The 23903-nt window shown below is 72.0% G+C and carries 25 protein-coding genes; 13 read left to right on the forward strand and 12 right to left on the reverse strand.

Going from position 1 to position 23903, the window contains the following annotated elements; genetic code table 11:
• Window positions 1-144 precede the first annotated feature (144 nt).
• On the forward strand, window positions 145-615 hold the full coding sequence (locus ABZ642_RS39875; RefSeq protein WP_360494381.1) for a DUF5709 domain-containing protein: 471 nt from the start codon (window positions 145-147) through the stop codon (window positions 613-615).
• Between the two features lie 60 nt (window positions 616-675).
• Window positions 676-936 (forward strand): type B 50S ribosomal protein L31, encoded by a 261-nt coding sequence (locus ABZ642_RS39880; protein WP_360494384.1) that lies wholly within the window; start codon window positions 676-678, stop codon window positions 934-936.
• Window positions 937-953: 17 nt separating this feature from the next.
• Here the strand turns inward: ABZ642_RS39880 and ABZ642_RS39885 are convergent, their stop codons facing one another.
• Window positions 954-1748, reverse strand: a complete 795-nt coding sequence (locus tag ABZ642_RS39885; RefSeq protein ID WP_351698647.1) for a metal-dependent hydrolase — start codon at window positions 1746-1748, stop codon at window positions 954-956.
• 145 nt (window positions 1749-1893) lie between these two features.
• Here ABZ642_RS39885 and ABZ642_RS39890 point away from each other — a divergent pair, with 145 nt between their 5' ends.
• Both ABZ642_RS39890 and ABZ642_RS39895 read left to right on the forward strand, forming a co-directional pair.
• Window positions 1894-4407 (forward strand): DUF3516 domain-containing protein, encoded by a 2514-nt coding sequence (locus tag ABZ642_RS39890; protein WP_360494387.1) that lies wholly within the window; start codon window positions 1894-1896, stop codon window positions 4405-4407.
• Window positions 4408-4441: 34 nt separating this feature from the next.
• Complete coding sequence (locus ABZ642_RS39895; protein WP_360494390.1) at window positions 4442-5308, forward strand: acyl-CoA thioesterase II; 867 nt, start codon at window positions 4442-4444, stop codon at window positions 5306-5308.
• On the opposite strand, the gene ABZ642_RS39900 is transcribed toward ABZ642_RS39895, so the two are convergent.
• Together ABZ642_RS39900 and ABZ642_RS39905 are read right to left on the reverse strand one after the other, a co-directional pair.
• Window positions 5245-6174 (reverse strand): DUF6397 family protein, encoded by a 930-nt coding sequence (locus ABZ642_RS39900; RefSeq protein ID WP_360494393.1) that lies wholly within the window; start codon window positions 6172-6174, stop codon window positions 5245-5247. The two genes, ABZ642_RS39895 and ABZ642_RS39900, sit on opposite strands and share 64 nt — an antisense overlap.
• A 126-nt stretch (window positions 6175-6300) precedes the next feature.
• A complete protein-coding gene (locus ABZ642_RS39905) occupies window positions 6301-6714 on the reverse strand; it encodes a roadblock/LC7 domain-containing protein (RefSeq protein ID WP_360494396.1) in 414 nt (137 codons plus the stop codon).
• A 95-nt stretch (window positions 6715-6809) separates the two neighbouring features.
• Between ABZ642_RS39905 and ABZ642_RS39910 the strand changes: the two genes are divergently transcribed.
• Window positions 6810-7238, forward strand: coding sequence for a PPOX class F420-dependent oxidoreductase (locus ABZ642_RS39910; protein ID WP_360494399.1), 429 nt, complete (start codon window positions 6810-6812; stop codon window positions 7236-7238).
• Window positions 7239-7241: 3 nt separating this feature from the next.
• Here ABZ642_RS39910 and ABZ642_RS39915 read toward each other — a convergent pair whose 3' ends face one another.
• The 5 genes from ABZ642_RS39915 to ABZ642_RS39935 all read right to left on the reverse strand — a co-directional run bounded on the left by ABZ642_RS39915 (window position 7242) and on the right by ABZ642_RS39935 (window position 12346).
• A complete protein-coding gene (locus ABZ642_RS39915; RefSeq protein ID WP_360494401.1) occupies window positions 7242-7847 on the reverse strand; it encodes an ATP/GTP-binding protein in 606 nt (201 codons plus the stop codon).
• A 270-nt stretch (window positions 7848-8117) separates the two neighbouring features.
• The gene (locus tag ABZ642_RS39920; RefSeq protein ID WP_360494404.1) at window positions 8118-8531 is read right to left on the reverse strand and encodes a DUF742 domain-containing protein; all 414 of its coding nucleotides are present in this window, start codon (window positions 8529-8531) and stop codon (window positions 8118-8120) included.
• A gap of 16 nt (window positions 8532-8547) precedes the next feature.
• Window positions 8548-8985, reverse strand: a complete 438-nt coding sequence (locus ABZ642_RS39925) for a roadblock/LC7 domain-containing protein (RefSeq protein ID WP_360494407.1) — start codon at window positions 8983-8985, stop codon at window positions 8548-8550.
• The gene (locus ABZ642_RS39930) at window positions 8982-11483 is read right to left on the reverse strand and encodes a sensor histidine kinase (RefSeq protein ID WP_360494409.1); all 2502 of its coding nucleotides are present in this window, start codon (window positions 11481-11483) and stop codon (window positions 8982-8984) included. Before ABZ642_RS39930 ends, ABZ642_RS39925 begins: the two co-directional genes overlap by 4 nt.
• Before the next feature lie 89 nt (window positions 11484-11572).
• A complete protein-coding gene (locus tag ABZ642_RS39935) occupies window positions 11573-12346 on the reverse strand; it encodes an MHYT domain-containing protein (RefSeq protein WP_360494412.1) in 774 nt (257 codons plus the stop codon).
• A 150-nt stretch (window positions 12347-12496) separates the two neighbouring features.
• On the opposite strand from ABZ642_RS39935, the gene ABZ642_RS39940 reads away from it, so the two are divergent.
• Entirely contained in the window at window positions 12497-13096 is a 600-nt protein-coding gene (locus ABZ642_RS39940) for a class I SAM-dependent methyltransferase (RefSeq protein ID WP_360494415.1), read from the forward strand.
• Here the strand turns inward: ABZ642_RS39940 and ABZ642_RS39945 are convergent.
• Window positions 13093-13842, reverse strand: a complete 750-nt coding sequence (locus tag ABZ642_RS39945) for an alpha/beta hydrolase (RefSeq protein ID WP_360494418.1) — start codon at window positions 13840-13842, stop codon at window positions 13093-13095. The two genes, ABZ642_RS39940 and ABZ642_RS39945, sit on opposite strands and share 4 nt — an antisense overlap.
• Before the next feature lie 117 nt (window positions 13843-13959).
• On the opposite strand from ABZ642_RS39945, the gene ABZ642_RS39950 reads away from it, so the two are divergent.
• The 3 genes from ABZ642_RS39950 (at window position 13960) to ABZ642_RS39960 (ending at window position 15869) form a co-directional block, all read left to right on the forward strand.
• Complete coding sequence (locus tag ABZ642_RS39950) at window positions 13960-14493, forward strand: PadR family transcriptional regulator (protein WP_360494421.1); 534 nt, start codon at window positions 13960-13962, stop codon at window positions 14491-14493.
• A gap of 102 nt (window positions 14494-14595) precedes the next feature.
• Window positions 14596-14892: a hypothetical protein gene (locus tag ABZ642_RS39955; RefSeq protein WP_360494424.1), complete on the forward strand. Its 297-nt coding sequence runs from the start codon at window positions 14596-14598 to the stop codon at window positions 14890-14892.
• A gap of 134 nt (window positions 14893-15026) precedes the next feature.
• Window positions 15027-15869, forward strand: a complete 843-nt coding sequence (locus ABZ642_RS39960; RefSeq protein ID WP_360494427.1) for a hypothetical protein — start codon at window positions 15027-15029, stop codon at window positions 15867-15869.
• Window positions 15870-15921: 52 nt separating this feature from the next.
• Here the strand turns inward: ABZ642_RS39960 and ABZ642_RS39965 are convergent, their stop codons facing one another.
• The 3 genes from ABZ642_RS39965 to xylA form a co-directional block, all read right to left on the reverse strand.
• Window positions 15922-16104 carry a hypothetical protein gene (locus ABZ642_RS39965; RefSeq protein ID WP_181809683.1) on the reverse strand — a complete coding sequence of 61 codons (183 nt, stop codon included), beginning with the start codon at window positions 16102-16104 and terminating at the stop codon, window positions 15922-15924.
• Between the two features lie 237 nt (window positions 16105-16341).
• Complete coding sequence (locus ABZ642_RS39970; RefSeq protein ID WP_360494430.1) at window positions 16342-16812, reverse strand: hypothetical protein; 471 nt, start codon at window positions 16810-16812, stop codon at window positions 16342-16344.
• A gap of 238 nt (window positions 16813-17050) precedes the next feature.
• Window positions 17051-18217, reverse strand: coding sequence for a xylose isomerase (gene xylA, locus ABZ642_RS39975; protein WP_360494433.1), 1167 nt, complete (start codon window positions 18215-18217; stop codon window positions 17051-17053).
• A gap of 232 nt (window positions 18218-18449) precedes the next feature.
• Here xylA and xylB point away from each other — a divergent pair, with 232 nt between their 5' ends.
• The 4 genes from xylB to ABZ642_RS39995 all read left to right on the forward strand — a co-directional run bounded on the left by xylB (window position 18450) and on the right by ABZ642_RS39995 (window position 23871).
• Window positions 18450-19895 carry a xylulokinase gene (xylB, locus tag ABZ642_RS39980; RefSeq protein ID WP_360494436.1) on the forward strand — a complete coding sequence of 482 codons (1446 nt, stop codon included), beginning with the start codon at window positions 18450-18452 and terminating at the stop codon, window positions 19893-19895.
• A gap of 54 nt (window positions 19896-19949) precedes the next feature.
• Entirely contained in the window at window positions 19950-21158 is a 1209-nt protein-coding gene (locus ABZ642_RS39985; protein WP_360494439.1) for an ROK family transcriptional regulator, read from the forward strand.
• Between the two features lie 197 nt (window positions 21159-21355).
• The gene (locus tag ABZ642_RS39990) at window positions 21356-22861 is read left to right on the forward strand and encodes an APC family permease (protein WP_360494442.1); all 1506 of its coding nucleotides are present in this window, start codon (window positions 21356-21358) and stop codon (window positions 22859-22861) included.
• Window positions 22858-23871, forward strand: coding sequence for an acetamidase/formamidase family protein (locus ABZ642_RS39995; RefSeq protein ID WP_360494445.1), 1014 nt, complete (start codon window positions 22858-22860; stop codon window positions 23869-23871). Before ABZ642_RS39990 ends, ABZ642_RS39995 begins: the two co-directional genes overlap by 4 nt.
• Window positions 23872-23903: the final 32 nt, after the last annotated feature.

The raw sequence follows: 23903 nt of genomic DNA on the forward strand, positions 1-23903 counted from the left end.
GGGTACGAGCAGGGGTGGAAGGCTGGAGAGCGGCACCGGTTCGGGGACGGGCCGGGAACCGGAGGGTTCGCGGCGCGTGAGGCCCGTGCCGAGCGTGCCGGCGGCCCGCCCCTCGGACCGCCGCCTCACCCCCTGGAGGTAGCCGTGACCACCGCCGACGGATGGGGGGACGACGTCTACCAGCCCGACGGATCCGAGATCCGCGAGGACACGGGACTGCTCGACGTGGAGGACACGCTGGAGTCCGACGGCGTCAGCGATCCCCTGGACCGGGGCTGGTCCCCGCCCGAGCGGCCCTGGGCCGTGGAGCACACCGGGGTCACCGCGGCGGAGGGCCACCGGGGCGAGACCCTGGACCAGCGGCTCGCCGAGGAGCTGCCCGATCCCGCCGCGCCCGACGGCGACGGCATCGGCGACTGTCAGGGCAGCGACGGTGAACTCCTGGACAACGAGGTCGGCGATCTGCGCTCCGGCCGCCTCGTGGCACCCGACGAGGGGGCGCACGAGGACGACGAGAACGGTCTCGTCGCCACTGACGTCGGCATCGACGGCGCCGGGGCCTCCGCCGAGGAGGCCGCGATGCACATCGTCGACGAGGACACCGCCTACGGCTGACGCCGCATCGACCGCCCCGACCGCCCTGTCCGCCTTGTCCGCCTTGTTCGAGGAGCCGCCATGCAGCAGGACAAGCACCCCGACTACCACCCCGTGGTCTTCCGCGACCGCGCCGCCGGATACGCCTTCCTGACCCGGTCCACCGCGACCAGCGACCAGACCATCGACTGGGACGACGGCGAGACCTACCCGGTGGTCGACGTGGAGATCTCCTCGGAGAGCCACCCCTTCTACACCGGGAAGGCCCGCACGGTGGACACCGAGGGCCGCGTCGCCGCGTTCGAACGGCGCTACGGGGGTGGCTCGGGGCAGACCGGCTGACCCCGGAGCCCCCGCGGTCAGATCACGTTCAGGGCGGCCGCGCAGCCTATGCCGCCCAGCACCATGAACACGGGCATCAGCACCTTGAGCTCGACCCAGCTGCCCGCGCGGAACCGCATGACCTTCGGCGGGCCCAGCGGGTACCAGCGCTTGCGGCCGATCGGGATGGGCCACAGGATCGGGCAGCCGGAGACGGTCAGCGCGTCCCCGATGTCGTGCACCAGCGCCCCCAGCACCACCGGCAGCCCCAGCCACAGGTACTCCTGGCCGGGCTGGGTGAACAGCCAGTCCGAGCCGTTGCCCGGCTTGTCCAGGACGCCCGCCAGGATCCAGGCGCTGGTCCCCGCGAGCAGCCACACCAGTATGTCGCTGCTGGAGCCGCGGGCGGCCCGCCACAGCAGGCCCTCGATCGCCAGCACCATGTGCGCGAAGAGGATCGCCAGCACCGCCCAGCGGCCGCCGAGGATCGCCGCGGCGGAACAGCCCCCGCCGATCAGCACCGCCCACACCCAGGTGTGGGTCAGCGTCCGGTGCCCACCGTTGCGGCGCGGGTCGCCCGGCTTCCGGGTCGCCTTGTAGACGGCGTAGGAGAGCTTGTCGACGATCTCGCAGACCCAGCGTGACAGCGGTCCGAAGGCGCGCGAGATGGTGGCGGCCTTGTGGTCGAGGTCCGGGGCGAGCGCGGCGCCGGCGCAGATCAGTGCCCCGACCAGGAGCACCGGCCAGGGCATCCCGTGCCCGGCCGCGGCGGCCGCGGCTCCGACGCCGAGCCAGGCGGCGGCTCCCGACAGTGAGTGTGCTGGTCCCATCATGGCCGCTGTGCGCCCCATTCCTCGTGTGCCGCTGTCCAGTTGACCGGGTGCGATGACGCTCCGTCGGCGACACAGCATAGGGGTCGTGATCATCGGCGTCGTAGCCGATTCCCCCCTCGGGGGTCGGGCCAGGCAAGATGGGTGCGTGACCCTCATCGATCGACTGCCGCCGACCGCCGACCCCGACGCCCTGTACGAAGCCTTCGAGTCGTGGGCGCAGGAGCGCGGTCTCACGCTCTACCCCCACCAGGAGGAGGCGCTGATCGAGGCGGTCTCCGGGGCGAACGTGATCGTGTCGACACCGACCGGCTCCGGCAAGAGCATGATCGCCGCGGGCGCGCACTTCGCCGCCCTGGCCCGGGACGAGGTCACCTTCTACACGGCGCCGATCAAGGCGCTGGTGTCGGAGAAGTTCTTCGAGCTGTGCAAGATCTTCGGCACCGAGAACGTCGGCATGCTCACCGGCGACGCCTCCGTGAACTCCGACGCGCCCGTCATCTGCTGCACCGCCGAGGTGCTCGCCTCCATCGCCCTGCGTGACGGCAGGCAGGCGGACGTCGGCCAGGTCGTCATGGACGAGTTCCACTTCTACGCCGAGGGCGACCGCGGCTGGGCCTGGCAGATCCCGCTCCTCGAACTGCCGCAGGCGCAGTTCATCCTGATGTCCGCCACCCTCGGCGACGTCTCCTTCTTCGAGAAGGACCTCGCCCGCCGCACCGGCCGTCCCACCTCGGTGGTCCGCTCGGCGACCCGCCCGGTGCCGCTGTCCTACGAGTACAAGTTCACCCCGCTCACCGAGACGCTCACCGAACTGCTGGAGAGCAGGCAGGCGCCGGTGTACATCGTGCACTTCACGCAGGCGCAGGCGGTGGAGCGGGCGCAGGCGCTGATGAGCATCAACATGTGCTCGAAGGAGGAGAAGGAGCAGATCGCCGAGCTGATCGGCAATTTCCGCTTCACCACCAAGTTCGGCCGCAACCTCTCCCGGTACGTCCGGCACGGCATCGGCGTCCACCACGCCGGCATGCTGCCCAAGTACCGGCGGCTGGTGGAGAAGCTCGCGCAGGCCGGTCTGCTCAAGGTCATCTGCGGCACGGACACCCTGGGTGTGGGCGTCAACGTGCCCATCCGCACGGTGTTGTTCACCGCCCTCACCAAGTACGACGGCAACCGGGTGCGCACGCTGCGCGCCCGTGAGTTCCACCAGATCGCCGGCCGGGCGGGCCGGGCCGGATTCGACACGGCCGGTCTGGTGGTCGCGCAGGCGCCCGAGCACGTCATCGAGAACGAGAAGGCGCTGGCGAAGGCGGGCGACGACCCGAAGAAGCGCCGCAAGGTGGTGCGCAAGAAGGCGCCGGAGGGCTTCGTCGCCTGGTCGGAGACCACGTTCGAGAAGCTGATCGCGTCCGAGCCGGAGCCGCTGATGTCGCGTTTCCGGGTGACGCACACGATGCTGCTGTCGGTGATCGCCCGCCCGGGCAACGCCTTCGACGCGATGCGTCATCTGCTGGAGGACAACCACGAGCCGCGCAAGCAGCAACTGCGGCACATCCGCCGGGCGATCGCCATCTACCGTTCGCTCCTCGACGGCGGCATCGTCGAGAAGCTGGACGAGCCGGACCCGACCGGCCGTATCGTCCGTCTCACGGTCGACCTCCAGCAGGACTTCGCGCTCAACCAGCCGCTGTCCACGTTCGCGCTCGCCGCGTTCGAACTCCTCGACCCCGAATCGCCGTCCTACGCCCTCGACATGGTGTCCGTGGTCGAGTCCACCCTGGACGACCCGCGGCAGATCCTGGTCGCCCAGCTGAACAAGGCGAAGGGTGAGGCGGTGGCCGCCATGAAGGCGGACGGCGTCGAGTACGAGGAGCGCATGGAGCGCCTCCAGGACGTCACCTACCCGAAGCCCCTGGAAGAGCTGCTCTTCCACGCGTACGACACCTACCGCAAGAGCCACCCCTGGGTCGGCGACCATCCGCTGTCGCCGAAGTCGGTCATCCGGGACATGTACGAACGGGCGATGTCCTTCACCGAGTTGGTGTCCTTCTACGAACTGGCCCGCACCGAGGGCATCGTGCTGCGCTACCTGGCGAGCGCGTACAAGACGCTGGACCACAACATCCCCGACGACCTCAAGTCGGAGGATCTGCAGGACCTGATCGAGTGGCTGGGCGAGATGGTCCGCCAGGTCGACTCCAGTCTGCTGGACGAGTGGGAGCAGCTCGCCAACCCGGAGGAGATGACGGCCGAGGAGGCCCAGGAGAAGGCCGACGAGGTCAAGCCGGTCACCGCCAACGCGCGCGCCTTCCGCGTGCTGGTCCGCAACGCGATGTTCCGCCGCGTGGAGCTGGCCGCCCTCGACCACGTCGACGAACTGGGCGAGATGGACGCGGAGTCCGGCTGGGACGCCGATGCCTGGGGCGAGGCCATGGACAAGTACTGGGACGAGTACGAGGACCTGGGCACCGGTCCCGACGCGCGCGGCCCGAAGCTGCTCGTGATCCAGGAGGAGCCGCAGAACGCGCTGTGGCGCGTCCGGCAGATCTTCGACGACCCGAACGACGACCACGACTGGGGCATCAGCGCGGAGGTCGACCTGACGGCCTCGGACGCCGAAGGCCGCGCGGTCGTCCGCGTCACCGATGTCGGTCAGCTCTGACCCGGCCCGTTCTGACCACAGGAGAACCCCACCCATGACGAACCCGGCCGAGAGACTGGTCGACCTGCTCGACCTCGAGCAGATCGAGGTCAACATCTTCCGTGGCCGCAGTCCCCAGGAGTCCATCCAACGGGTCTTCGGCGGCCAGGTGGCGGGCCAGGCGCTGGTCGCCGCCGGCCGCACCACGGAGGGCGACCGCCCGGTGCACTCGCTGCACGCGTACTTCCTGCGCCCGGGTCGGCCCGGCGTGCCGATCGTGTACCAGGTCGAACGGATCCGGGACGGGCGGTCGTTCACGACGCGCCGGGTCACCGCCGTGCAGCAGGGCCGCACGATCTTCAATCTGACCGCCTCCTTCCACAAGCCTGAGGTGGGAGCTTTCGAGCACCAGCTGCCGCCGGCCCGCGAGGTGCCGCACCCGGAGTCGCTGCCGACACTCGCCGAGGAGATCCGCAAGTATCTGGGCGAGCTGCCCGAGCAGTTGGAGCGGATGGCGCGCCGTCAGCCCTTCGACATCCGTTATGTCGACCGGCTGCGCTGGAATCACGAGGAGATAGCGGGCGCCGAGCCGCGCAGCGCGGTGTGGATGCGCGCGGTCGGTCCGCTGGGTGACGATCCGCTGGTGCACACCTGCGCGCTGACCTACGCCAGCGACATGACCCTTCTGGACGCGGTACGGGTCCCCGTCGAGCCCCTGTGGGGGCCACGGAACTTCGACATGGCCTCGCTGGACCACGCCATGTGGTTCCACCGGCCGTTCCGTGCCGACGAGTGGTTCCTGTACGAGCAGGAGTCCCCCATCGCCACCGGTGGCCTGGGCCTGGCCCGCGGGCGGGTCTACGATCTGGAGGGGCGGCTGCTGGTGTCGGTCGTCCAGGAGGGGCTGTTCAGGGCCTTGTAGTGCAGACGCAGCCAGCCGCGCAGGCCGCGCGGCTGCACCGGTGGTGCCGGTGCCGGGTGCTGCGATCGCGCGGCGGCGGTGAGCGGCTGCTCGGCAGGGCGGGGCGCGGGCCGGAACGTGCGGGCCTCCGCCACGGCCCGTGCCAGGTCGTTCCGGAACCAGTCGATCTCGTCCGGCTCGTCCGCCGTCATCAGCTCCCCGGCGAGCAGCGCGGTGGGCGAGCCCGGTGCGCCGTGGGCGGGCGGGGCCGGCCGGAGGGCCTTCACATGCGCACGCTCGTGAGGATCCGTCAGAGCGTCGTCGATCTCGTCGGGGTCCAGAAAGCCGGCCGTCGCCCCGGCCCGCTCCCACGGCCCGTCCGCCTCCCTCAGCAGGAAACCGAAGTGGCGTCCGCGCCAGTTGCGCGCCCGCTGGTCCGCTCCCGCCCTCAGCCGGTCACGCAACTCCTCGGGCGTACGGCCGGTGAGCAGCGGTGCGTTCTCCTCGTCGGCCGCGAACTGCCGTAGTTCCTCGGCCAGATAGAGCCAGACCACGGCCCGATAGCGGTTCGGGTACCAGTTCACGGGGGTCACCAGGCCGAGTTTCGCGAAGCGGGTGAACCTGCCCGCCGGGATCTTCATCAGGGCCGCGCCCTCAGTGGTACCGACGGCTCGCACGCTCGCGCGGAGGGATTCCGCCCGGTCCTGGAGCCGCTCGATCTCGGCCCGGGTGACGCGGCGGCCTCCGCCGCCCTCGTCGGGCACTGTGCGGATCCGGCCAAGATGTACCGCGAGGTCGAACTCACCTCGCCTGAGGCCCAGTTCGCGGGCGGCGCGGCTGAACGTGCAGCTGAGCGGGCGGGGTCGGGCGATGGTGGTGCCGGCCATGGTCGTACTCCCCCGTGGAGCGGGTGGCTCGCGCCGGATGCGCTCGCCGTGGAAAAACCGTAGCCGCTCCGGCGGATCTCTTGGCGGGCCTGTGGACAACTCCGCGAGAGGGGGTGAAACAGCAGGTCAGAGGTCCACTGTGGAGGGACGCTCCGGTTGCCGGGCGTCCACGCCGAGGTGTTCGCCGACCCGGTTGACGAGCAGCGTCATCTCGTAGGCGATCTGGCCGATGTCCGCCTCCGCGCCGCTGAGCACGCACAGACAGCTGCCGGTTCCGGCGGCGGTGACGAACAGGACCGCGTCGTCGTACTCGATCATCGTCTGGCGGACCTGGCCCGCGCCGAAGTGCCGTCCGGAGCCCTTGGCGAGGCTGTGCAGCCCGGAGGCCACGGCGGCCAGATGCTCCGCGTCCTCCCGGCGAAGGCCGGTGCTCGCTCCCGTGACCAGCCCGTCGTTCGACAGGACCAGCGCGTGCCGTACGTGCTCCACGCGCTCGGTCAGGTCGTCGAGCAGCCAGCCGAGTCCCTGGTTCTGCGCCATGTCGTAGCGTCTCCCCGTGTGCCGTCTCCCCCTGGCTGGAGGATCTCCCCGCCAGCCTTCCCCACCACCGGCGTCCGGGCAAGGAGGATGGGGACATGGCACAGAAGATGACCGACGAGGAATGGCGGGCGTTCGTCTCGCACGGCACCCGCACCGGCAAGCTGTCCACCGTCAACGCCGACGGCAGCCCGCACGTGGCCCCCGTCTGGTTCCTGCTGGACGGGGACGACCTGGTCTTCAACACCGGCAAGGACACGGTGAAGGGGCGCAATCTGACCCGCGACGGGCGGGTCGCCCTGTGCGTGGACGACGACCGGCCCCCCTTCCATTTCGTGGTGCTGAACGGGCGCGCCAGGCTGTCGGAGGAACCTGGTCCGTTGCGTGACTGGGCCACCCGGATCGCGGCCCGTTACATGGGAGAGGACAGCGCGGAGGAGTTCGGTGCCCGCAACGGCGTCCCGGGCGAGCTGCTGGTCCGGGTCACCGTCGAGAAGGTGGTGGCGCTCAAGGACCTCACGGGCTGACGCTCAGCCCACCGAGTCGAGGAGCCGGGCTGTGTGCATCCGCCCGGCGTACTCGACGAGTCGGATCAGCACCTCCTTGCCGGAGTCCCGGTCGCGGGCGTCGCACAGCACCACGGGCGTGCCCTGGTCCAGGTCCAGGGCGCGTGAGACGTCACGCGCGCCGTAGTTCCGGGCGCCGACGAAGCAGTTGACGGCGACGACGAACGGGATGTGCCGGTGCTCGAAGTAGTCGACCGCCGGGAAGCAGTCCTCCAGGCGGCGGGTGTCGGCGAGGACGACGGCGCCGAGGGCTCCCTGCGACAGTTCGTCCCAGAGGAACCAGAAGCGGTCCTGGCCCGGGGTGCCGAAGAGGTAGAGGGAGAGCCCGGAGCGGATGGTGATGCGGCCGAAGTCCATGGCGACGGTGGTGGTGACCTTCTGGTCCACGCCGTCCGTGTCGTCCACCAGCTGGCCCGCTTCGCTGAGCATTTCCTCGGTGCGCAGCGGCCGGATCTCGCTGACGGCTCCGACCAGGGTCGTCTTCCCGACGCCGAAGCCGCCGGCGACCAATATCTTGAGCGCCATGGCCGACGTGTCGTCGTCGGCGGGCTCGGAGTACTCGGAGACCATGATCACTTCTCTCGTGAGGGCCGGCTATCGGACGGCATGCTCAGAAGGCTCGGAGGGCCAGGGACACCGCTCGGGCTTCGCGAGGCGCTGCTCGGGCTTCGCGCAACGCCGGTCGGGCTTCGCGCGACGCCGGTCGGGCTTCGCGCGACGCCGGTCGGTCCGGTCGGGACGCGAAGCCAGCATCATGACAACCGTCGGCCCTTCACGGGCGGTTGGACCGGAACGCGTCTGTTCCGACCGGCGCGCGCCCGGTTGGTTCCGGATACTCATCTACAGTGCCCGCAATCCCGCGATGACCTCGCGCAGAATCCGTTCGTCGGGAAGCTGGGCCGGTGGCACCGGACGGCTCACGGTGACGCAGCCCAGTTCCAGCAGATCGCCCAGGAGCACCCGGACCACGCCCACCGGAAGGTCCGTGCCGGCGGCGAGTTCGGCGACGGACTGCGTCTCCACCCGGCACAGGTCGATCAGCGCCCGGTGTTCGGGGCCGTGTGCGGTGTCGTCGTCGACGCCGGGCGCGCCCGGGTCCAGCGTGACCAGGGCGATCAGGTCGAACCGCACTCCGGTGGGGCCGGGTCTGGTGCGGCCGCCGGTCATGGCGTAGGGACGGACGAGAGGCCCGGCCTCGCCGTCGTACCACTGGCTGCCTGGCTCGCGCGCGGCGTCGGTCGTGTACTCGGTCATCGGTGACGCTTCCGGCTCATCCGGCGGCGGGCGGCCGGGAGGCGACCCGCGGCGCTGTGTAGAGGTGCTCGCCGACGCGCTTGACCAGGCGCGCCATCTCGTAGGCGACCAGGCCGATGTCGGCGGTGACGGCGGTGAGAACGGCGAGGCAGGAGCCGTCGCCGGCGGCGGCCACGAAGAGGAAGGCGTCGTCCATCTCGACCATGGTCTGGCGCACCCCGCCTGCCCCGAAGTGCCGTCCCGTGCCCTTGGCGAGGCTGTTGAAGCCGGAGGCGACGGCGGCGAGGTGCTCGGCGTCCTCACGCCCGAGGGCGGTCGAGGCGCCGACGGCGAGGCCGTCGTTGGACAGCACCACCGCATGCCGGACTTCTTCGACACGCAGCACCAGGTCGTCCAGCAACCAGTCGAGTTCGCCGGAGTGGCGGTCGGCCCTCATGCTCGGGTCCTGGATCATGCGCGGTCTCCTTCGGTGCTGTCGGTGCCCTCGTCGGGTTCCGGAACGGCTGTGCGGCCGGGTTGCCTGCCGCCGCCGCGCGCCCAGCCGTCGCGGTAGGCCGTCATGCGGTCGCGGACGAGTTCGGGGGTGCGCTCGTCCTCACGCCGGGCGGGCGGGGGTTCCTCGGTGCGTGGATCGCGCAGTTGGGGAGCGAGGCTCGCCTGCCGCACCCGGCGCGGGAGGTCGTCGTCGTTTAGTTCGGAGTCGTGCGGTGGGCGGTGCGGCCTCAAGGTCGTGACTCCGGGGGGTGGTGGCTCGGGTGCCGGGTGCGGGGTGGAGCGGGTGGTGGCGAGGGCGGGACGGGCAGCCGGGCCGGCGGCCTGTGGCAGGGCGGTGCCCGGCACGCGCGCGTACTCGCGTTCCGGTGCCTGTTCGATGCCGGCCGCCGGGCGGCCGGAACGTTCCGCCGTGCCACCGTGCAGCAGGGCCTTCGGCAGCAGCACCACCGCGGTGGTGCCGCCGTAGGGAGAGGTGCGCAGGTGCACCTTGATGCCATGGCGGGCCGCGAGCCGGCTGACGACGAAAAGGCCGAGCCGGTCGCTGTCGAACAGATCGAGGGCCTCGGACTGCTCGATGCGCCGGTTGGCCTCGGCGAGGGTCTCCTGGCCCATGCCGAGTCCGCGGTCCTCGACCTCCAGGGCGTAGCCGTTGCCGACGGGTTCCCCGGAGACGCGCACGCGCGTGTGCGGCGGTGAGAACTGGGCGGCGTTCTCGACGACCTCGGCGAGCAGATGGGTGAGGTCGGCCACGGCCGCGCCGATGACGGCCGCCTCGGGGAGCTGGCGTACCTCCACGCGCGCGTAGTCCTCGACTTCCGACACCGCGGCCCGTACGACGTTGGTCAGGGAGACCGGCATGCGCCAGGCCCGGCCGGGGGCCGCCCCGGAGAGGATGATCAGGCTCTCCGCATGGCGGCGCATACGGGTGGTGAGGTGGTCCAGCCGGAAGAGGTCGCTCAGCTCGTTGGGGTCGTCGGAGCGGCGTTCCATGCTGTCCAGCAGGCTCAGCTGGCGGTGGACCAGGACCTGGCTGCGACGGGCGAGGTTGACGAACACGCCCGAGATGCCGCTGGCGAGTTCGGCGCGCTCCACGGCGGCGCGCAGGGCGGCGCGGTGGACGGTGCCGAGGGCCTCCGCCACCTGTCCGGTCTCGTCCTCCGCGGGCGGCCCCGCGGGTGCCTCCGCGCGGATGTCGATCTCCTCGCCGCCGCGCAGTCTGCGCATCGCCTCGGGGAGCTTGCGCCGGGCGATCTCCAGAGCGCTGTTGCGCAGGCTCACCAGCTCGACCACGAGGCCGCGTCCGATGCGTACGGAGATGACGAGCGAGGCGGCCACGGCGAGGAGGCCGAAGAGGACGGCCGCTCCGGCCGGGGTGAGCAGACCTCGTGCGAACGGATCGGCCCGGCCCGCGACCACGTGTGCCGTGCCGGTCTGGATGGTCAGCATCGCGTCCTGCACGCGCGCGTGCGCGGTGTTCCAGGCCGCTTCCGGGGCCGCGTCGAGCGCCTTGGCTCCGGGTTGGCTCGTGAGGATCCTGTCCTCGGCGGCGCCCAGCGCGGTGTAGTCGTCGCCGCCGGCGAGCCGTCGCCAGGCGGTCCGCTGTGCGCCGGGCAGGTCGGCGACGGCCGCGTCGGTCAGGACACGGCGGGTGCCGACGGCGGCGGAGAACAGGCGCAGCCGCGCGCCGTCCAGGCCGCCGGTCTGCCGGGCGCCGGCGAGGACCGCGTCCTCCTGGGCCAACGCCTCTCCCGCGCGGGAGAATTCGAGCAGCACGCGTGCGTCGGCGCCCATGTCGTCGGCCTGGACGCCGGCGAGGGCACCGTCCACGGCGAAGGCCGTGTCGATGGTCTTCGTGTACCGCTCGTAGGTCTCGTCCCAGCCGGCGCCCCGGTTCCGTACCGCCGTCCGCAGGGTGCGCAGTTGCTCGGCGCCGGTGACGAAGGTCCGGAGGCGCCGGGCGACACCGGAGGGCAGTTCCTCGCTGTCGGCGACGGTGCTGCCCCTGCCGAGCCGCAGTTCGGCAACGGCCTGGTCGGTACGGGCGCCGAGGCTCTTGAGGTCGCCGGCCGGTTCGGCGGTGGGGTCGGTCGCGTACCTGACGGCTGCGGTGCGCTCGGCCTGGAGCGCGGCGACGGCGGCGGCGACCGGGGTCCGCAACGCGGCGTCGACACGCTGGGACTGGCGCAGCCGGGAGACGTCCTGTGCGGTGGTGACCGTGGCGTACGCCCACAGGGCGAGCAGGGACATGACCGGCACCATGAGCAGGCAGACGACCTTGGCCCGCACGGTCCGGGGGCGGATCCGCCAGCCTCCGCCGGGCGCGTTGTCGGCCGCGGTGGCGACGACGTCGTCGACCGGTTCTTCGGCGGGTGGTCCGGCGTGCGCGCGACGGCCGCGCGGCGGGCGCGCGGACGGTGTCTGCGGGCCTGCTGTCGGGGTCCTACGGGGTGTACGCATGGCCTCCTCGCTCGGGAGTGGGTCGGGGCGCATCGGAGCCGGGCCGGCCGGCGTGCGGCGCTCGGCGGGGGCGCCACGGGCGGGCCGGGTCAGCGTGCGGCGCTGGTGACGGGCCGCTGGGCCGAGGCGGACGCCTCGCGCTCCCCGGCCGTGGGCGAGAGTGCGACGAAGGCCGAGGTGAGGAACAGGTAGGACCCGAGGCCGACGGCGAGGGGGAAGATGAACTGCATCGCCGTCGCCCCGGGCAGGGGGGTGCCGGAGGGCGTGACGTGCACGCTGACCGCGAACATCCCGGTGTAGTGCATGCTGCTGACGGCCGCTCCCATGACCAGGGAGGCGAAGGTGACCGCCACGGGTGACTTGATGTTGAGCCCCGCCCACAGGGCCGCGGTCGCGGCGACCACCGCGATGAGCACGGAGAGCCCGACGAGCATCGGGTCGTAGTGCACGTCACCGTGCAGCCGGACCGCCGCCATGCCGAGGTAGTGCATGCTGGCGACGCCCAGGCCGGTGGTGAGCCCGCCCAGCAGAAGTGCTCGGGTGCGGTCACGGCTGTAGCCGACGGCGAAGACGCCGGCGGTGACCACGATGACGGCGACGAGCAGGCTGAGGATGGTCAGCGGCACGTCGTAGCGGATGTCGGTGCCGCTGACGCCGAAGCCGAGCATGGCCACGAAGTGCATGGTCCAGATGCCGGTGCCGAGCGCGGAGGCCGCGGTGAGGAGCCAGTTGCGGCGCGCACGGCCGGTGCTGCCGAGCGCGCGGACGGTGCAGCGCAGACCCAGTGCGGCGCCTATGCACGCCATGACGTACGACAGCACGGGGGTCAGCCAGCCGAAGGTGGCGTGGTCCAGGTGTCCCATGGCCAAGGGACGCTAGGGGGCACGGAAGCACAAAGGGGGCGCATTTCGAAAGGTGTTGCAATATGACCCGGAGATGTGTCGGAACGATCGGGTCCGGCTCGAACGTGCGCGCAGGTTCGTCCTCCGTGACGGTGAGGGAACATGCGGAACATGAGCGACGACCACACGTACGTCCAGGAGTTCTTCACCGCGCGAGCGGCCGACTGGGACACCAAGTTCCCGGACGACGGTCCCGCGTACGCCGCGGCCGTGACCGATTTGGGGCTGCGCGCGGGCGACCGGGTGCTCGACGCCGGCTGCGGCACGGGCCGCGCGCTGCCACCGCTGCGCGCGGCCGTGGGGCCCTCGGGCGCGGTCCTCGGGATGGACCTGACCCCGGCGATGCTCCAGGCCGCGGTGCGGGCAGGGCGGCACCGTGACGGGCGCTTGCTGCTCGCCGACGTGGCCGCGCTGCCGGTGCGCTCGAAGTCCCTCGACGCCGTGTTCGCCGCGGGTCTGATCGCTCACCTGCCCCGACCCGCCCGGAACCTGCGGGAGTTGGCGCGCGTGGTCCGCCCCGGCGGCACGCTCGCCCTCTTCCACCCCATCGGCCGGGCCGCCCTGGCGGCGCGCCAGGGACGGCGGATCACATCCGACGACCTGCGCGCGGAGGGCAACCTCGGCCCGCTGCTCGCCGGTTCGGGCTGGCACCTGGCCTCGTACGTGGACGAGGACGCCCGATTCCTCGCGCTGGCGGTCCGCGGGGGCTAGCCGGCGACCGCCGCGGCGAAGGCGTCGGGACGATCGAACATGATGTTGTGCCCGGCGCCGGGCACCGTCACCACCCGCACTCCGGACGCCTCCAGCCGGTCCCGCCCGGCGAGTTCACCGCTGAGCTCGCCCTGGAGGTAGACCCGGTCGACCGTCAGCCCCTCCAGGAGGGTGCGCATGACCGGATCCGAGCCGCGCCGGAGGCCCACGGCGCTGCGGTGCAGGGCGCGCGGGTCGGCGAGCCGCATGGTCGCCGACCAGACGGGCCCCACCGTGTCGAGCACGCGCGCGTGGCCGCTGTCGACGAACTCGTCCTCCTCATAGGCGGCGATTCCGCTGCTGCCCGCGGTCAGCGGCGGATACGCGTCCAGGTTCGCCTCCGTGAGCACCAGTCTCGAGACCAGGTCCGGGCGCCGGTGGGCCAGCACGACGGCGACGGAACCGCCCATGCTGTGCGCGATCAACTCGGCCCCGGCGACTCCCGCCGCGTCCAGGGCGGCGGCCAGCGCTGCGGCATGGCAGTCCAGCGTGTACCCGAAGTGGGCAGGCCGGTCACTGGTGCCGTGTCCGGGCAGATCTACGAACAGGCTGCGCCTGCCGGAGAGTTCGGGCCGGGCCGCGATATGCGCGTGGTACACGGCCGATGCCGCCCCGAGCCCGTGGACGTACACGCGCGCGGGTTCCGCACCGGGCGACTCCGTCCAGCGGATGTAACTTCCCCTGCCGTCGAACTCTGCCTGCCGCACAGCACCCTCCCCGATGACGTCACCGCGCACACCTCAGACAATACATCGACTCCGATGTATTACAAGTTCGATGTATGCGAGGAGGGATGTACAGCGGGAGTGCGGAACAATGCCCGCATGCTGGAACTCGCCATCCTCGGATTCCTGTACGACGCCCCCTTGCACGGCTATGTCCTGCGCAAGCACATCGCGGCACTGACCGGGCATGTGCGGCCCGTCGCCGAAGGCACGCTGTATCCGGCGATCAAGCGCCTGGAGAAGGCGGGCCTGCTGGCCCGGGCCACCGAGCCCGGCTCCGTGGCCGCACCACGTCATGTGCTCACACTCACCGAGGAGGGCAGGAGCGAGCTGCGCCGACGCCTGGCCGAACCGGCGGAGCGCGACATCACCGACGAGAACCGCTGGTTCACGGTGCTCGCCTTCCTCCGTCACCTCGACGACCCCGCCGCCCAGGCGGCCGTACTGTGCCGGCGGCTGGCCTTCCTGGAGGAACCCTCCAGCTTCTTCTACGACGGCGACCGGCCGGTGCGCGCGGAGGAGCTGGACGATCCGTTCCGGCGCGGCATCCTCACCATCGCGCGCGCCACGAGCCGCGCCGAACTCGCCTGGCTGCGCGCCACCGTCGCCTCCCTGGAGGCCGAGGCCGGCTGAGGCCTCCCGACGGGCCCTCTTCTGTCGCCGGGACTTCGACTCTACGTTCGGTAGGGAACGACGAGTGTTCGCAAGCGACAGCCGACAGGAAAGGTGGCCGGCGTGTTCGACCGGATGCGCAAGTACGCGGACCGTTTTCGTGGCACCGGGGGCTCGGAACCGCCGGAGCGGCGCAAGAGGCGTGCGCACAACTTGTTCGAGGCCGCGGCCGCCTATGTCGCGGCCCGCGCGGAGGACGACCAGGACCGGATCGAGGAGGCGGCGGGCTGTGTGTCGCCGGAGGCGCTGTCGTTCGGGGTGAGCGAACTGGCCTGCCGTGCCGTCGTCGCGCTGGCGCGGGAGCGCGAGGAGTCGCCGCGGACGGTGGCGCGCGACCTCCTCGGGCTGCCGGTCGCCTGAAGCTTCGCCCCGCCGAGGTCGTTTCGTCCCCTCCCGGTGGAAAACTGCAGCTCCGGGTGTGGTGGCCGGTCGTGACAACGGCCTTCCGCTCACACTAGGGTGCGCGCCGTTGGACGAACGACTGGGAGGCAGGCATGGCCGGGACGGACGAGGAGGCCCTCGCCGCCGCGGACGAGGCGCTGTACGTGCTCACAGCGGTGCTGCTGACGCCGGCGCAGTTTCCGAGCGTGCTGGGCGACGACTACCCGGAGGCATGCGCGGCGCTGGAGCTGGCGCCGCGCGCCGACGGCTACGGTCTGGTGCTCGGCCAGGACGGTGGCGGGGCGCGCTGGACGGTCGTCGTCGACGACGTCTCGCTGGTCGCCGTCGCGATCGCGTCCTGGGACTGCGGCATGGAACACGACCTCTCCCCGGACGAGCGCACGGTGGTCGCCGCCCTGCCCGGCTGGCCGCTCGCGGTCGCCGTGGCGGCCCCGAACGTGCCCGCTCCGCACGACCCGGGCCCGGAGACGGCGGACCGTGTCCCGCTGACCCCGCCGGACACCAGCTCCTGGGGCCCGGCGCAGCGGCGGCTGGGCGCGGACGAGATCGCCCTCCAGTGGGCGGTCTGGCGGGAGCAGATCGGCGACGACCACTTCCCGGCACCGACAGCCGCAGCGCCGGAAGCCACCGAGGACGCCCCTGGGGAGGGCGAGGCGACCCCGAAGGGCCACCTCGGGATCCGGCGGGTACTGGCCGAGGCGCGAGCCTATGTGGACACCCCTCCGCCGCTCGGCCGGGTCCGCTCGTCGTTCGCCCCGGGCGACGCCCGTACGCTGCGCGCCGACGGGCCCGGCTGGTCGATGGTGGCCCGCACCGACGACATCGCCTTCGTGCTTCTCGACGAGGAGCCCGGCGAGGTCCTGCCCGTCGGCCGCGGCCCCGAGCTCCCCGGCCTCCTGGAGGCCCTCGACAAGATTGCCGTACGGCCTCTGTGAGCCCTCCCGGGCCGCGTCCCCGCCGAGGGGGCCGCGGCCTCGGGAGGAGGCCTCAGCGGCCGATCTCCTTGCGCGTGACCCTGCGCAGCCTGCGCCGCTGCGAGGGGTCGAGGGTGAGGTAGGCGGCCACCGGGACGCCGACCACGATCAGGAACGTCACCCACCAGGGCAGCCATATCAGCAGGATGAGCCCGACCGCCACACCTCCTGCGGCGATCTTCGCGTTCTTCGACATCAGCGTCGCCTCCTTCGCGGCCACTGCCGCTCTCTGATCTGAAAACGGGCCCGCGCCTCCCGCGGTTCCGGACCGTGCCCCTGAGACATCCCTGACGAGCGACCCCTACTGGTCCCTGATACCGGGTCGAACAGTTTGTGAAGCAGTCCCGCTTCAGCGTAGCCACTCCCGGTCGGCTGCCGGGATGGGCCGGTTCCCCGATTGCCGGTCCGCGGAGAACGATGACGCCGGCTGCGGTCATCCCGGCAGCGAGGGCAGCAGTGAGTCCAGACCGCTCGGCAGCCGGCTGGGGAGTTCCGACGGCCAGTCCGTGGGGAGGTTGCTCGGCAGTCCCGACGGCAGGCTGCTGGGCAGCTCCGTCGGGAGGCTGAAGGAGGGCCGCGGGGTGCCGGATGCGGTGGGGCTGCTCGTGGTGGACCTGTCGCCGGGCGAACCGTCGCCGCCGGACGTCATCAGGACGACGGCGGCGACGGCCACGGCGGCCACCAGCAGGACCAGGACGGCGTACAGCGGGCCCCTGCGTCGGCGGGGCGGCTCCGGGGGCGGCCCCGGCGTCCAGCCGACGGCGGTGGGCGGGTCGTGGTCCCCGAAACCCCCTCCCGCGGGTGGTCCGAAACCTCCGTACGGGGGCGGGTCGTAGCCGCCGTCCGGGGACGGGGTGCCGTTCGGCGGGCCGGGCGGGCGGGGCGGTACGGGTGGCATGGCCATACCGCCAAGAGTCACCGCGTACCGGTCACCGCGCGAGCCCCGCGCGGGAGTTGATACGGACTCATGCAACGGACCGCACGATTCCGGAGCATTTCCCGCGCGGACGGTCGTGCCGGTGCGGGCAACTCGTACAGCTGCGGGCAACTCGTACGCCTGTCGGCAACGCAACGAGGGCAACGCGACGACGCGCGCGTGCGGGCGTTCGCTCCGAGAGCCGCCCCCACGCGCGCGTACGTGTTCAGCCCCGGGCGCCCAGCAGGTGGTCCATCGCCAGCTGGTCGAGCTGCTCGAAGGCCATCCCGCGCGCGGCGACCGCGTCCGCGTCGAACTCCTCGAAGGCCGTGCGGTCGGCGAGGAGCGCCTGAATGCCGTCGGCCGCTGTCGGCTGGGCCAGCTGGTCCAGGCGGGAGGCGCGCAGGGCCTCCTGAACCTCCGGGTCCGCGCGGAACGCGGCCGCGCGCTCCTTGAGGATCAGGTAGTTGCGCATGCAGCCGGCGGCGGAGGCCCACACGCCGTCGAGGTCCTCGGTGCGCGGCGGCTTGAAGTCGAAGTGCTTCGGCCCCTCGTAGCCGGCGCTCTCCAGCAGGTCGACCAGCCAGAAGGCGGCCCGCAGGTCACCGGCGCCGAACCGCAGGTCCTGGTCGTACTTGATGCCGGACTGACCGTTGAGGTCGATGTGGAAGAGCTTGCCCGCCCACAGGGCCTGCGCGATGCCGTGCGGGAAGTTCAGGCCGGCCATCTGCTCGTGGCCCACCTCGGGGTTGACGCCGTACAGCTCGGGGCGCTCCAGGCGCTCGATGAAGGCGAGCGCGTGGCCGACGGTGGGGAGCAGGATGTCGCCGCGGGGCTCGTTCGGCTTGGGCTCGATGGCGAAGCGCAGGTCGTAGCCCTGGGAGGTGACGTACTCGCCGAGGAGGTCGAAGGCCTCCTTCATGCGGTCGAGAGCGACGCGCACGTCCTTGGCGGCGCCGGACTCCGCGCCCTCACGACCGCCCCAGGCGACGTACGTCTTCGCGCCCAGCTCAGCGGCCAGGTCGATGTTGCGGACGGTCTTGCGCAGCGCGTAACGGCGCACGTCACGGTCGTTCGCGGTGAACGCGCCGTCCTTGAAGACCGGGTGGGTGAAGAGGTTGGTGGTGGCCATCGGCACGGTCATACCGGTCGCGTCGAGGGCCTGGCGGAAGCGCTTGATGTGCGATTCGCGCTCGGTGTCCGAGGACCCGAAGGGGATCAGGTCGTCGTCGTGGAACGTCACACCGTAGGCGCCCAGTTCGGACAGGCGCTGCACCGTCTCGACCGGGTCGAGGGCGCGGCGGGTGGCGTCACCGAACGGGTCCCTTCCCTGCCAGCCGACGGTCCACAGGCCGAAGGTGAACCTGTCCTCGGGGGTGGGCTGGAAGCTCATGCCGCGGCTCCTTGCTTGATGCCTGTGCTTGATGAGTGTGTGCGACGTCGGTCGGACACACGGTCGGGCCGACTATTTCGTCATGGCCGTTTACAAATTAGTATGCCGACGCATCCCTGGGAAGGGTCACCCTGTCCCCGAGGGATGAATTCCGGGTCGCGACACCCCGGTGAACCAGGAAAACTGCAGGTCAGGCCAGACCGCGAGACGCGGAAAAAAGGGAGAGAGCCCGATGTCAGCAGCCGAGGGTCCGCTCGTCGTCGGCGTGGACACGTCCACCCAGTCCACCAAGGCGCTGGTGGTCGACGTGTCCACCGGTCAGGTCGTGGCCAGCGGCCAGGCGCCGCACACCGTGTCCTCCGGCGCGGGCCGGGAGAGCGATCCGCGTCAGTGGTGGGACGCGCTGTGCGAGGCACTGCGCCAGTGCGGGGACGCGGCGCACGAGGCGGCGGCCGTGTCGATCGGCGGGCAGCAGCACGGACTGGTCACGCTCGACGAGCGGGGCGAGCCGGTGCGGCCGGCCATGCTGTGGAACGACGTCCGTTCGGCGCCCCAGGCACAGCGGCTGATCGAGGAGCTGGGCGGTCCGAAGGCCTGGGCGGAGCGCACCGGCAGTGTTCCGGGCGCGTCGTTCACGGTCACCAAGTGGGCCTGGCTGGCGGAGCACGAACCGGAGTCGGTCCGTGCGACCAGGGCCGTGCGGCTCCCCCACGACTACCTCACCGAGCGCCTCACCGGACAGGGCACGACCGACCGCGGTGACGCCTCCGGCACCGGCTGGTGGGCGTCGGCGACCGAGGCGTACGACGAAGAGACCCTCGCGCACGTGGGCCTGGACCCGGCGTTCCTGCCCCGGGTGGTCCGCCCCGGCGAGATCGCCGGCACCGTGCGCGACAGCCACGAGCTGCCGTTCTCCAAGGGCACCCTGGTCGCGCCGGGTACGGGCGACAACGCGGCGGCCGCGCTGGGGCTCGGGCTGCGTCCGGGTACCCCGGTGCTGAGCCTCGGCACCTCGGGCACGGTGTACGCCGTCTCGAAGCACCGCCCCGCCGACCCGACCGGTACCGTCGCGGGCTTCGCCGACGCGCACGGCGACTGGCTGCCGCTCGCCTGCACGCTGAACTGCACCCTCGCGGTCGACCGGGTCGCGGCGCTGCTCGGCCTGGACCGCGAGGCCGTCGAGCCCGGCACCTCGGTCACGCTGCTCCCGTACCTGGACGGTGAGCGCACCCCCAACCTGCCCAACGCCTCCGGGCTGCTGCACGGCCTGCGCAACGACACCACCGCCGGACAGCTTCTGCAGGCCGCCTACGACGGCGCCGTGCACGCCCTGCTCGGCGCCCTGGACCTGGTACTCGACACGGACGCCGACCGGACCACGCCGCTGCTGCTGATCGGCGGCGGCGCCCGGGGCCGGGCCTGGCAGGAGACGGTACGGCGGTTGTCGGGGCGCCCGGTGCAGGTGCCCGAGGCGAAGGAGCTGGTCGCCCTCGGCGCCGCCGCGCAGGCGGCCGGGCTGCTGACCGGCGAGGACCCGGCGGCGGTGGCCCGGCGCTGGAACACGGCGGCCGGACCGGTGCTGGAGGCGGTGGAGCCGGACGCGGCGACGCTGGCCAGGATCTCCGGGGTACTCTCCGACGCGGCCCCACTGCTGGAGCGGGCGCCGGAGGACCGCTGACCGCACGGGAGGCAGGTCGCAGGACCGTCCAGGGGACTGAGGATTGATCAACGCATGACCGCACCGCTGCACGAGGCCCGCCCGACGGCGACCGGCCGTGCCCTGCCGGACACCCAGCAGGGCATGCGCCGGCGCAACCTCGCGCGCGTGATGCACGCGGTCAGCGCCGAGGGTTCGCTGTCGCGGGCCGCGGTCGCCTCCCGCATCGGCCTCACCAGAGCGGCCGTGTCGACCCTCGTCGACGAGCTCATCCGCTGGGGGCTCCTGGAGGAACTGGGCCCCGAGCGGCCCAACCGCGTCGGACGGCCGGGCTCGGCGCTCGCGGTGAGTCGGCGCGGCCCGGCCGGTATCGGGGCGGAGGTCGGGGTCGACCATCTCGCCGTGTGCGCGGTGGATCTGCGCGGCGAGGTACGCGCGCGTGCCGTGCGGCACGGCGCGAACCGGGGCCGGGCGCCCGAGCCGGTGATCGAGGAGCTGACCGAGCTGGTCCGACGGGTCGTGGCGGACGCGGAACGGGAGGGCCTGTGGCCGGCCGGTCTCGCGGTCGCCGTCCCCGGCCTGGTGGCCCGTGACGGGCACACGGTCGTCCACGCCCCGAACCTCGACTGGCACGACACCGACCTCGGCGCGCTGCTGCCCGCGGAACTCCCGCCGACGGTGGACAACGAGGCCAACTTCGGCGCCCTGGCGGAGCTGTGGCTCGGCGATGCCACCCCACCGGACTTCCTGCATGTGTCCGCGGAGATCGGTATCGGCGCGGCGGTCGTGGTGGACGGCCAGTTGCTGCGTGGGAAGCGGGGTTTCGCGGGCGAGCTCGGCCATGTACCGGTCCACCCCGACGGGCCGCACTGCGCCTGCGGCGGGCGCGGGTGCCTGGAGCAGTACGCCGGCGAGGAGGCGGTGCTGCGCGCGGCCGGTCTCGAACCCCGCGAGGACGCGGTGGGCCTGCTCGCGCAGCGGGCGGGCGAGGACCACGAGGGAGTACGGCGCGCCCTTCACGACGCCGGTACGGCGCTCGGTATCGCCCTGACCGGCGCCGTCAACCTCCTCGACCCCGAGTCGGTGGTCCTGGGCGGAGCTCTGGCCGGCCTCGCCCCGTGGCTCCTCCCGTCCCTGGAGACCGAACTGGCCGACCGCACAACCGGCTCGGCCTGCCCGGTCACCGTCTCCCGCCTCGGCCCCGAGGGCCCCCTTCTGGGCGCCGCCCACTCGGTGGTCCGCGCCGTACTGGACGACCCGGCGACGGTGGCGGAACGCGTCTGAGGACCGGCTGCCCCAGCCGATCCGGACACGGGCCGCCCGACCGTTGCCTCACCCGTTCGGGTGGCGAGGTTTTCCACAACCGCCGCCCCGTCCACGGAATCACTCGGCGCTCTTCTGCCCAACCCGCCAGCGCCGTACCGTGATTCACGCGAAGCGGTCCGTGGGACCGATGGGTTCACGCACGTCGGGGGGTGTGTATGACCGAGGAGATGGCCGGAGCGCCGGACGCGGGGCTGCGGCGGGACGCGGTCGGGCTGCGGGAGGTTCTGTTCCAGAGCGTCACGGCGATGGCGCCCGCCGCTGCCGTCGCCGCGTCCATTCCGTCGGGGGCGGCCTTCGCCGGAGGCAGCCTGCCGCTGGCGGTGGTGATCGCTCTGGTGGCCTGTCTGTTCACCGCGTCCTGTGTGGCCGAGCTGGCCCGGGAGTTACCGGCGGCGGGCTCCGTGGCCACGTACGCCGCGCGCGGGCTGCATCCGGCCGTGGGGTTCCTGGTCGGCTGGGGCTATGTGTTCGTGGAGGCGCTGGTACCGCCGTTGCTGCTGCTCCAGCTCGGGTTCACCGCGGCGGGCACCCTGCACGAGGAGTGGTCCTCCTGGCCGGCCGATCTGTGGTGGCCGTGGTCGCTCGCCGGCGCCGCCGTCATTGCCGTCACCGGGTATCTGGGCGTGCGTGCCTCGGCGCGTTTCGGGACGGTCCTCGGGGTCTTCGAGATCGCGGTCTTCCTCGTCTTCGCCATCTGGCTGATCGGTAAGGCCGGTTCACACAACACCCTCTCCGTGTTCGGTACGTCGCACACGGCGAAGGGGTACGGGGGCGTCAGCGGGGTGTTCGCCGGTTCCGTCTACACCGTGCTGGCGTTCGCCGGTTTCGAGGCGGCCGCGCCGCTTGCCGAGGAGACCCGCGACCCGCGCCGCACGATGCACCGCGCGGTGCTCGGCGCGGCCCTGGGGATCGGCCTGTTCTACGTGGTGACGACCTATGCGATGACCGTGTACTTCGGGCCGGACCGGTTCGCCGGCTTCGGCGCGGCGGGCGACGCGTCCTGGGAAGGCGTCGCCCGGGCCTCCTTCGGGCTCTTCTGGGTGCTGGTGTTCCTCGCCGTGGTCAACTCGACGATCGCCAACGCCAACGCCTGTGCCAACGTGTCCACGCGGACGGCCTTCGCCCTGGCCCGCATCCGGGTGCTGCCGCGCGTCCTCGCCACGCTCCACCCCCGGTACCGCTCCCCCGTCGCCGGTATCGCCGTCCAGACGGTCGTGGCGGTCGGCGCCGTGCTGGGGCTGGGCTTCGGTTACGACCCGGTGACCGCGTTCCTGCTGCTGGCCACGGTGATCGTCACGGTGGTCATCGGCGTCTACATCGTCGTCAACCTCGCCTGTGCCGGCTACTTCCTGCGCCGCGGCCGCGAGTCCCTGCGACCGGTACGGCACCTGCTCCTGCCGCTGCTGGGCATCGTGGCCTTCGTGCCCGCCCTGCTCACCGCCGCCGGTCTGCCCGTCTTCGACTTCGTGACGAAGCTGACCGCCCCGGTGTCGTACGCCGGTCCGGTGGTCGGCGTCTGGATGGCGGCCGGAGCGGTCGTGCTCCTGGTGCTGATACGCCGTCACCCCGAGCGCATAGCCGAGACGGCGCGTGTCCATCTCGAAGAAGGCGACGGCCGAGCAGACGCCGTCCACCGGCGGAACGGAGACCTCCCACGATGACCGACCCCCTCATCCTCACCGTCCGGCCCGGACCGGGCGAGTACGCGTGGACGTTCGGCGGAGCGCCGCCGGTGGCGCGGATCGCGCCCGGCACCGTACTCGACCTGTACACGGAGGACTGCTTCGCCGGACGGGTGCGGTCCGAGAAGGACCTGGTGTCCGAGGTGTGCGAGTTCCCGTTCCTCAACCCGCAGACCGGGCCCTTCCACATCGAGGGCGCGGAGCCCGGGGACACCGTCGCCGTGCACTTCGTGTCCATCGAACCGGCGCGGGACTGGGCGGCGTCCACGACGGTCCCCCTGTTCGGCGCGCTGACCTCGACGCACACCACGGCCACCCTGCAGCCGCCGCTCCCGGAGAAGGTCTGGATCTGGCAGCTGGACCGGACCCGGCGCACCGCCCTGTTCCGGGCCCACGAGGGCGATATCGAGCTGGAGCTGCCGCTGGATCCGATGCACGGAACGGTCGGCGTGGCCCCCGCCAACCTGGAGGTCCGCTCGGCCCTGGTGCCCGACGCGCACGGCGGGAACATGGACACGCCCGAGATGCGGGCCGGTGTCACCTGCTACCTCGGGGTGAACGTGGAGGGCGCGCTGCTCAGTCTCGGCGACGGGCACGCCCGGCAGGGCGAGGGCGAGACCTGCGGGGTGGCCGTCGAGTGCGCGATGAACACCGTGGTGATCGTGGAACTGCTGAAGGGGATCGCGACGCCCTGGCCCCGGCTGGAGTCGGACACGCACATCGTCTCGACGGGGTCGGCGCGTCCGCTGGAGGACGCCTTCCGGATATCGCAGCTCGACCTGGTGCAGTGGCTGGTGCGCGACTACGGATTCGCCGAACTGGACGCCTACCAGTACGCGACTCAGACGGTGGAATCGCCGTTGGCCAACGTGTGCGACACCAACTACACGTGTGTGGCCAAGCTCCGCAAGGAGTGGCTGCCCGCGCGCGAGACTTACCGCGGACTGCACGCGCGGCTGCGCGAGACCGCGGCGGCCCTGCACCGCTGACCGCGACTCCCCCATGCTTCAGGCACGCTTCC

Origin of the sequence: Streptomyces sp. NPDC007157 (assembly GCF_040634235.1) — a bacterium.
GTDB lineage: Bacteria > Actinomycetota > Actinomycetes > Streptomycetales > Streptomycetaceae > Streptomyces.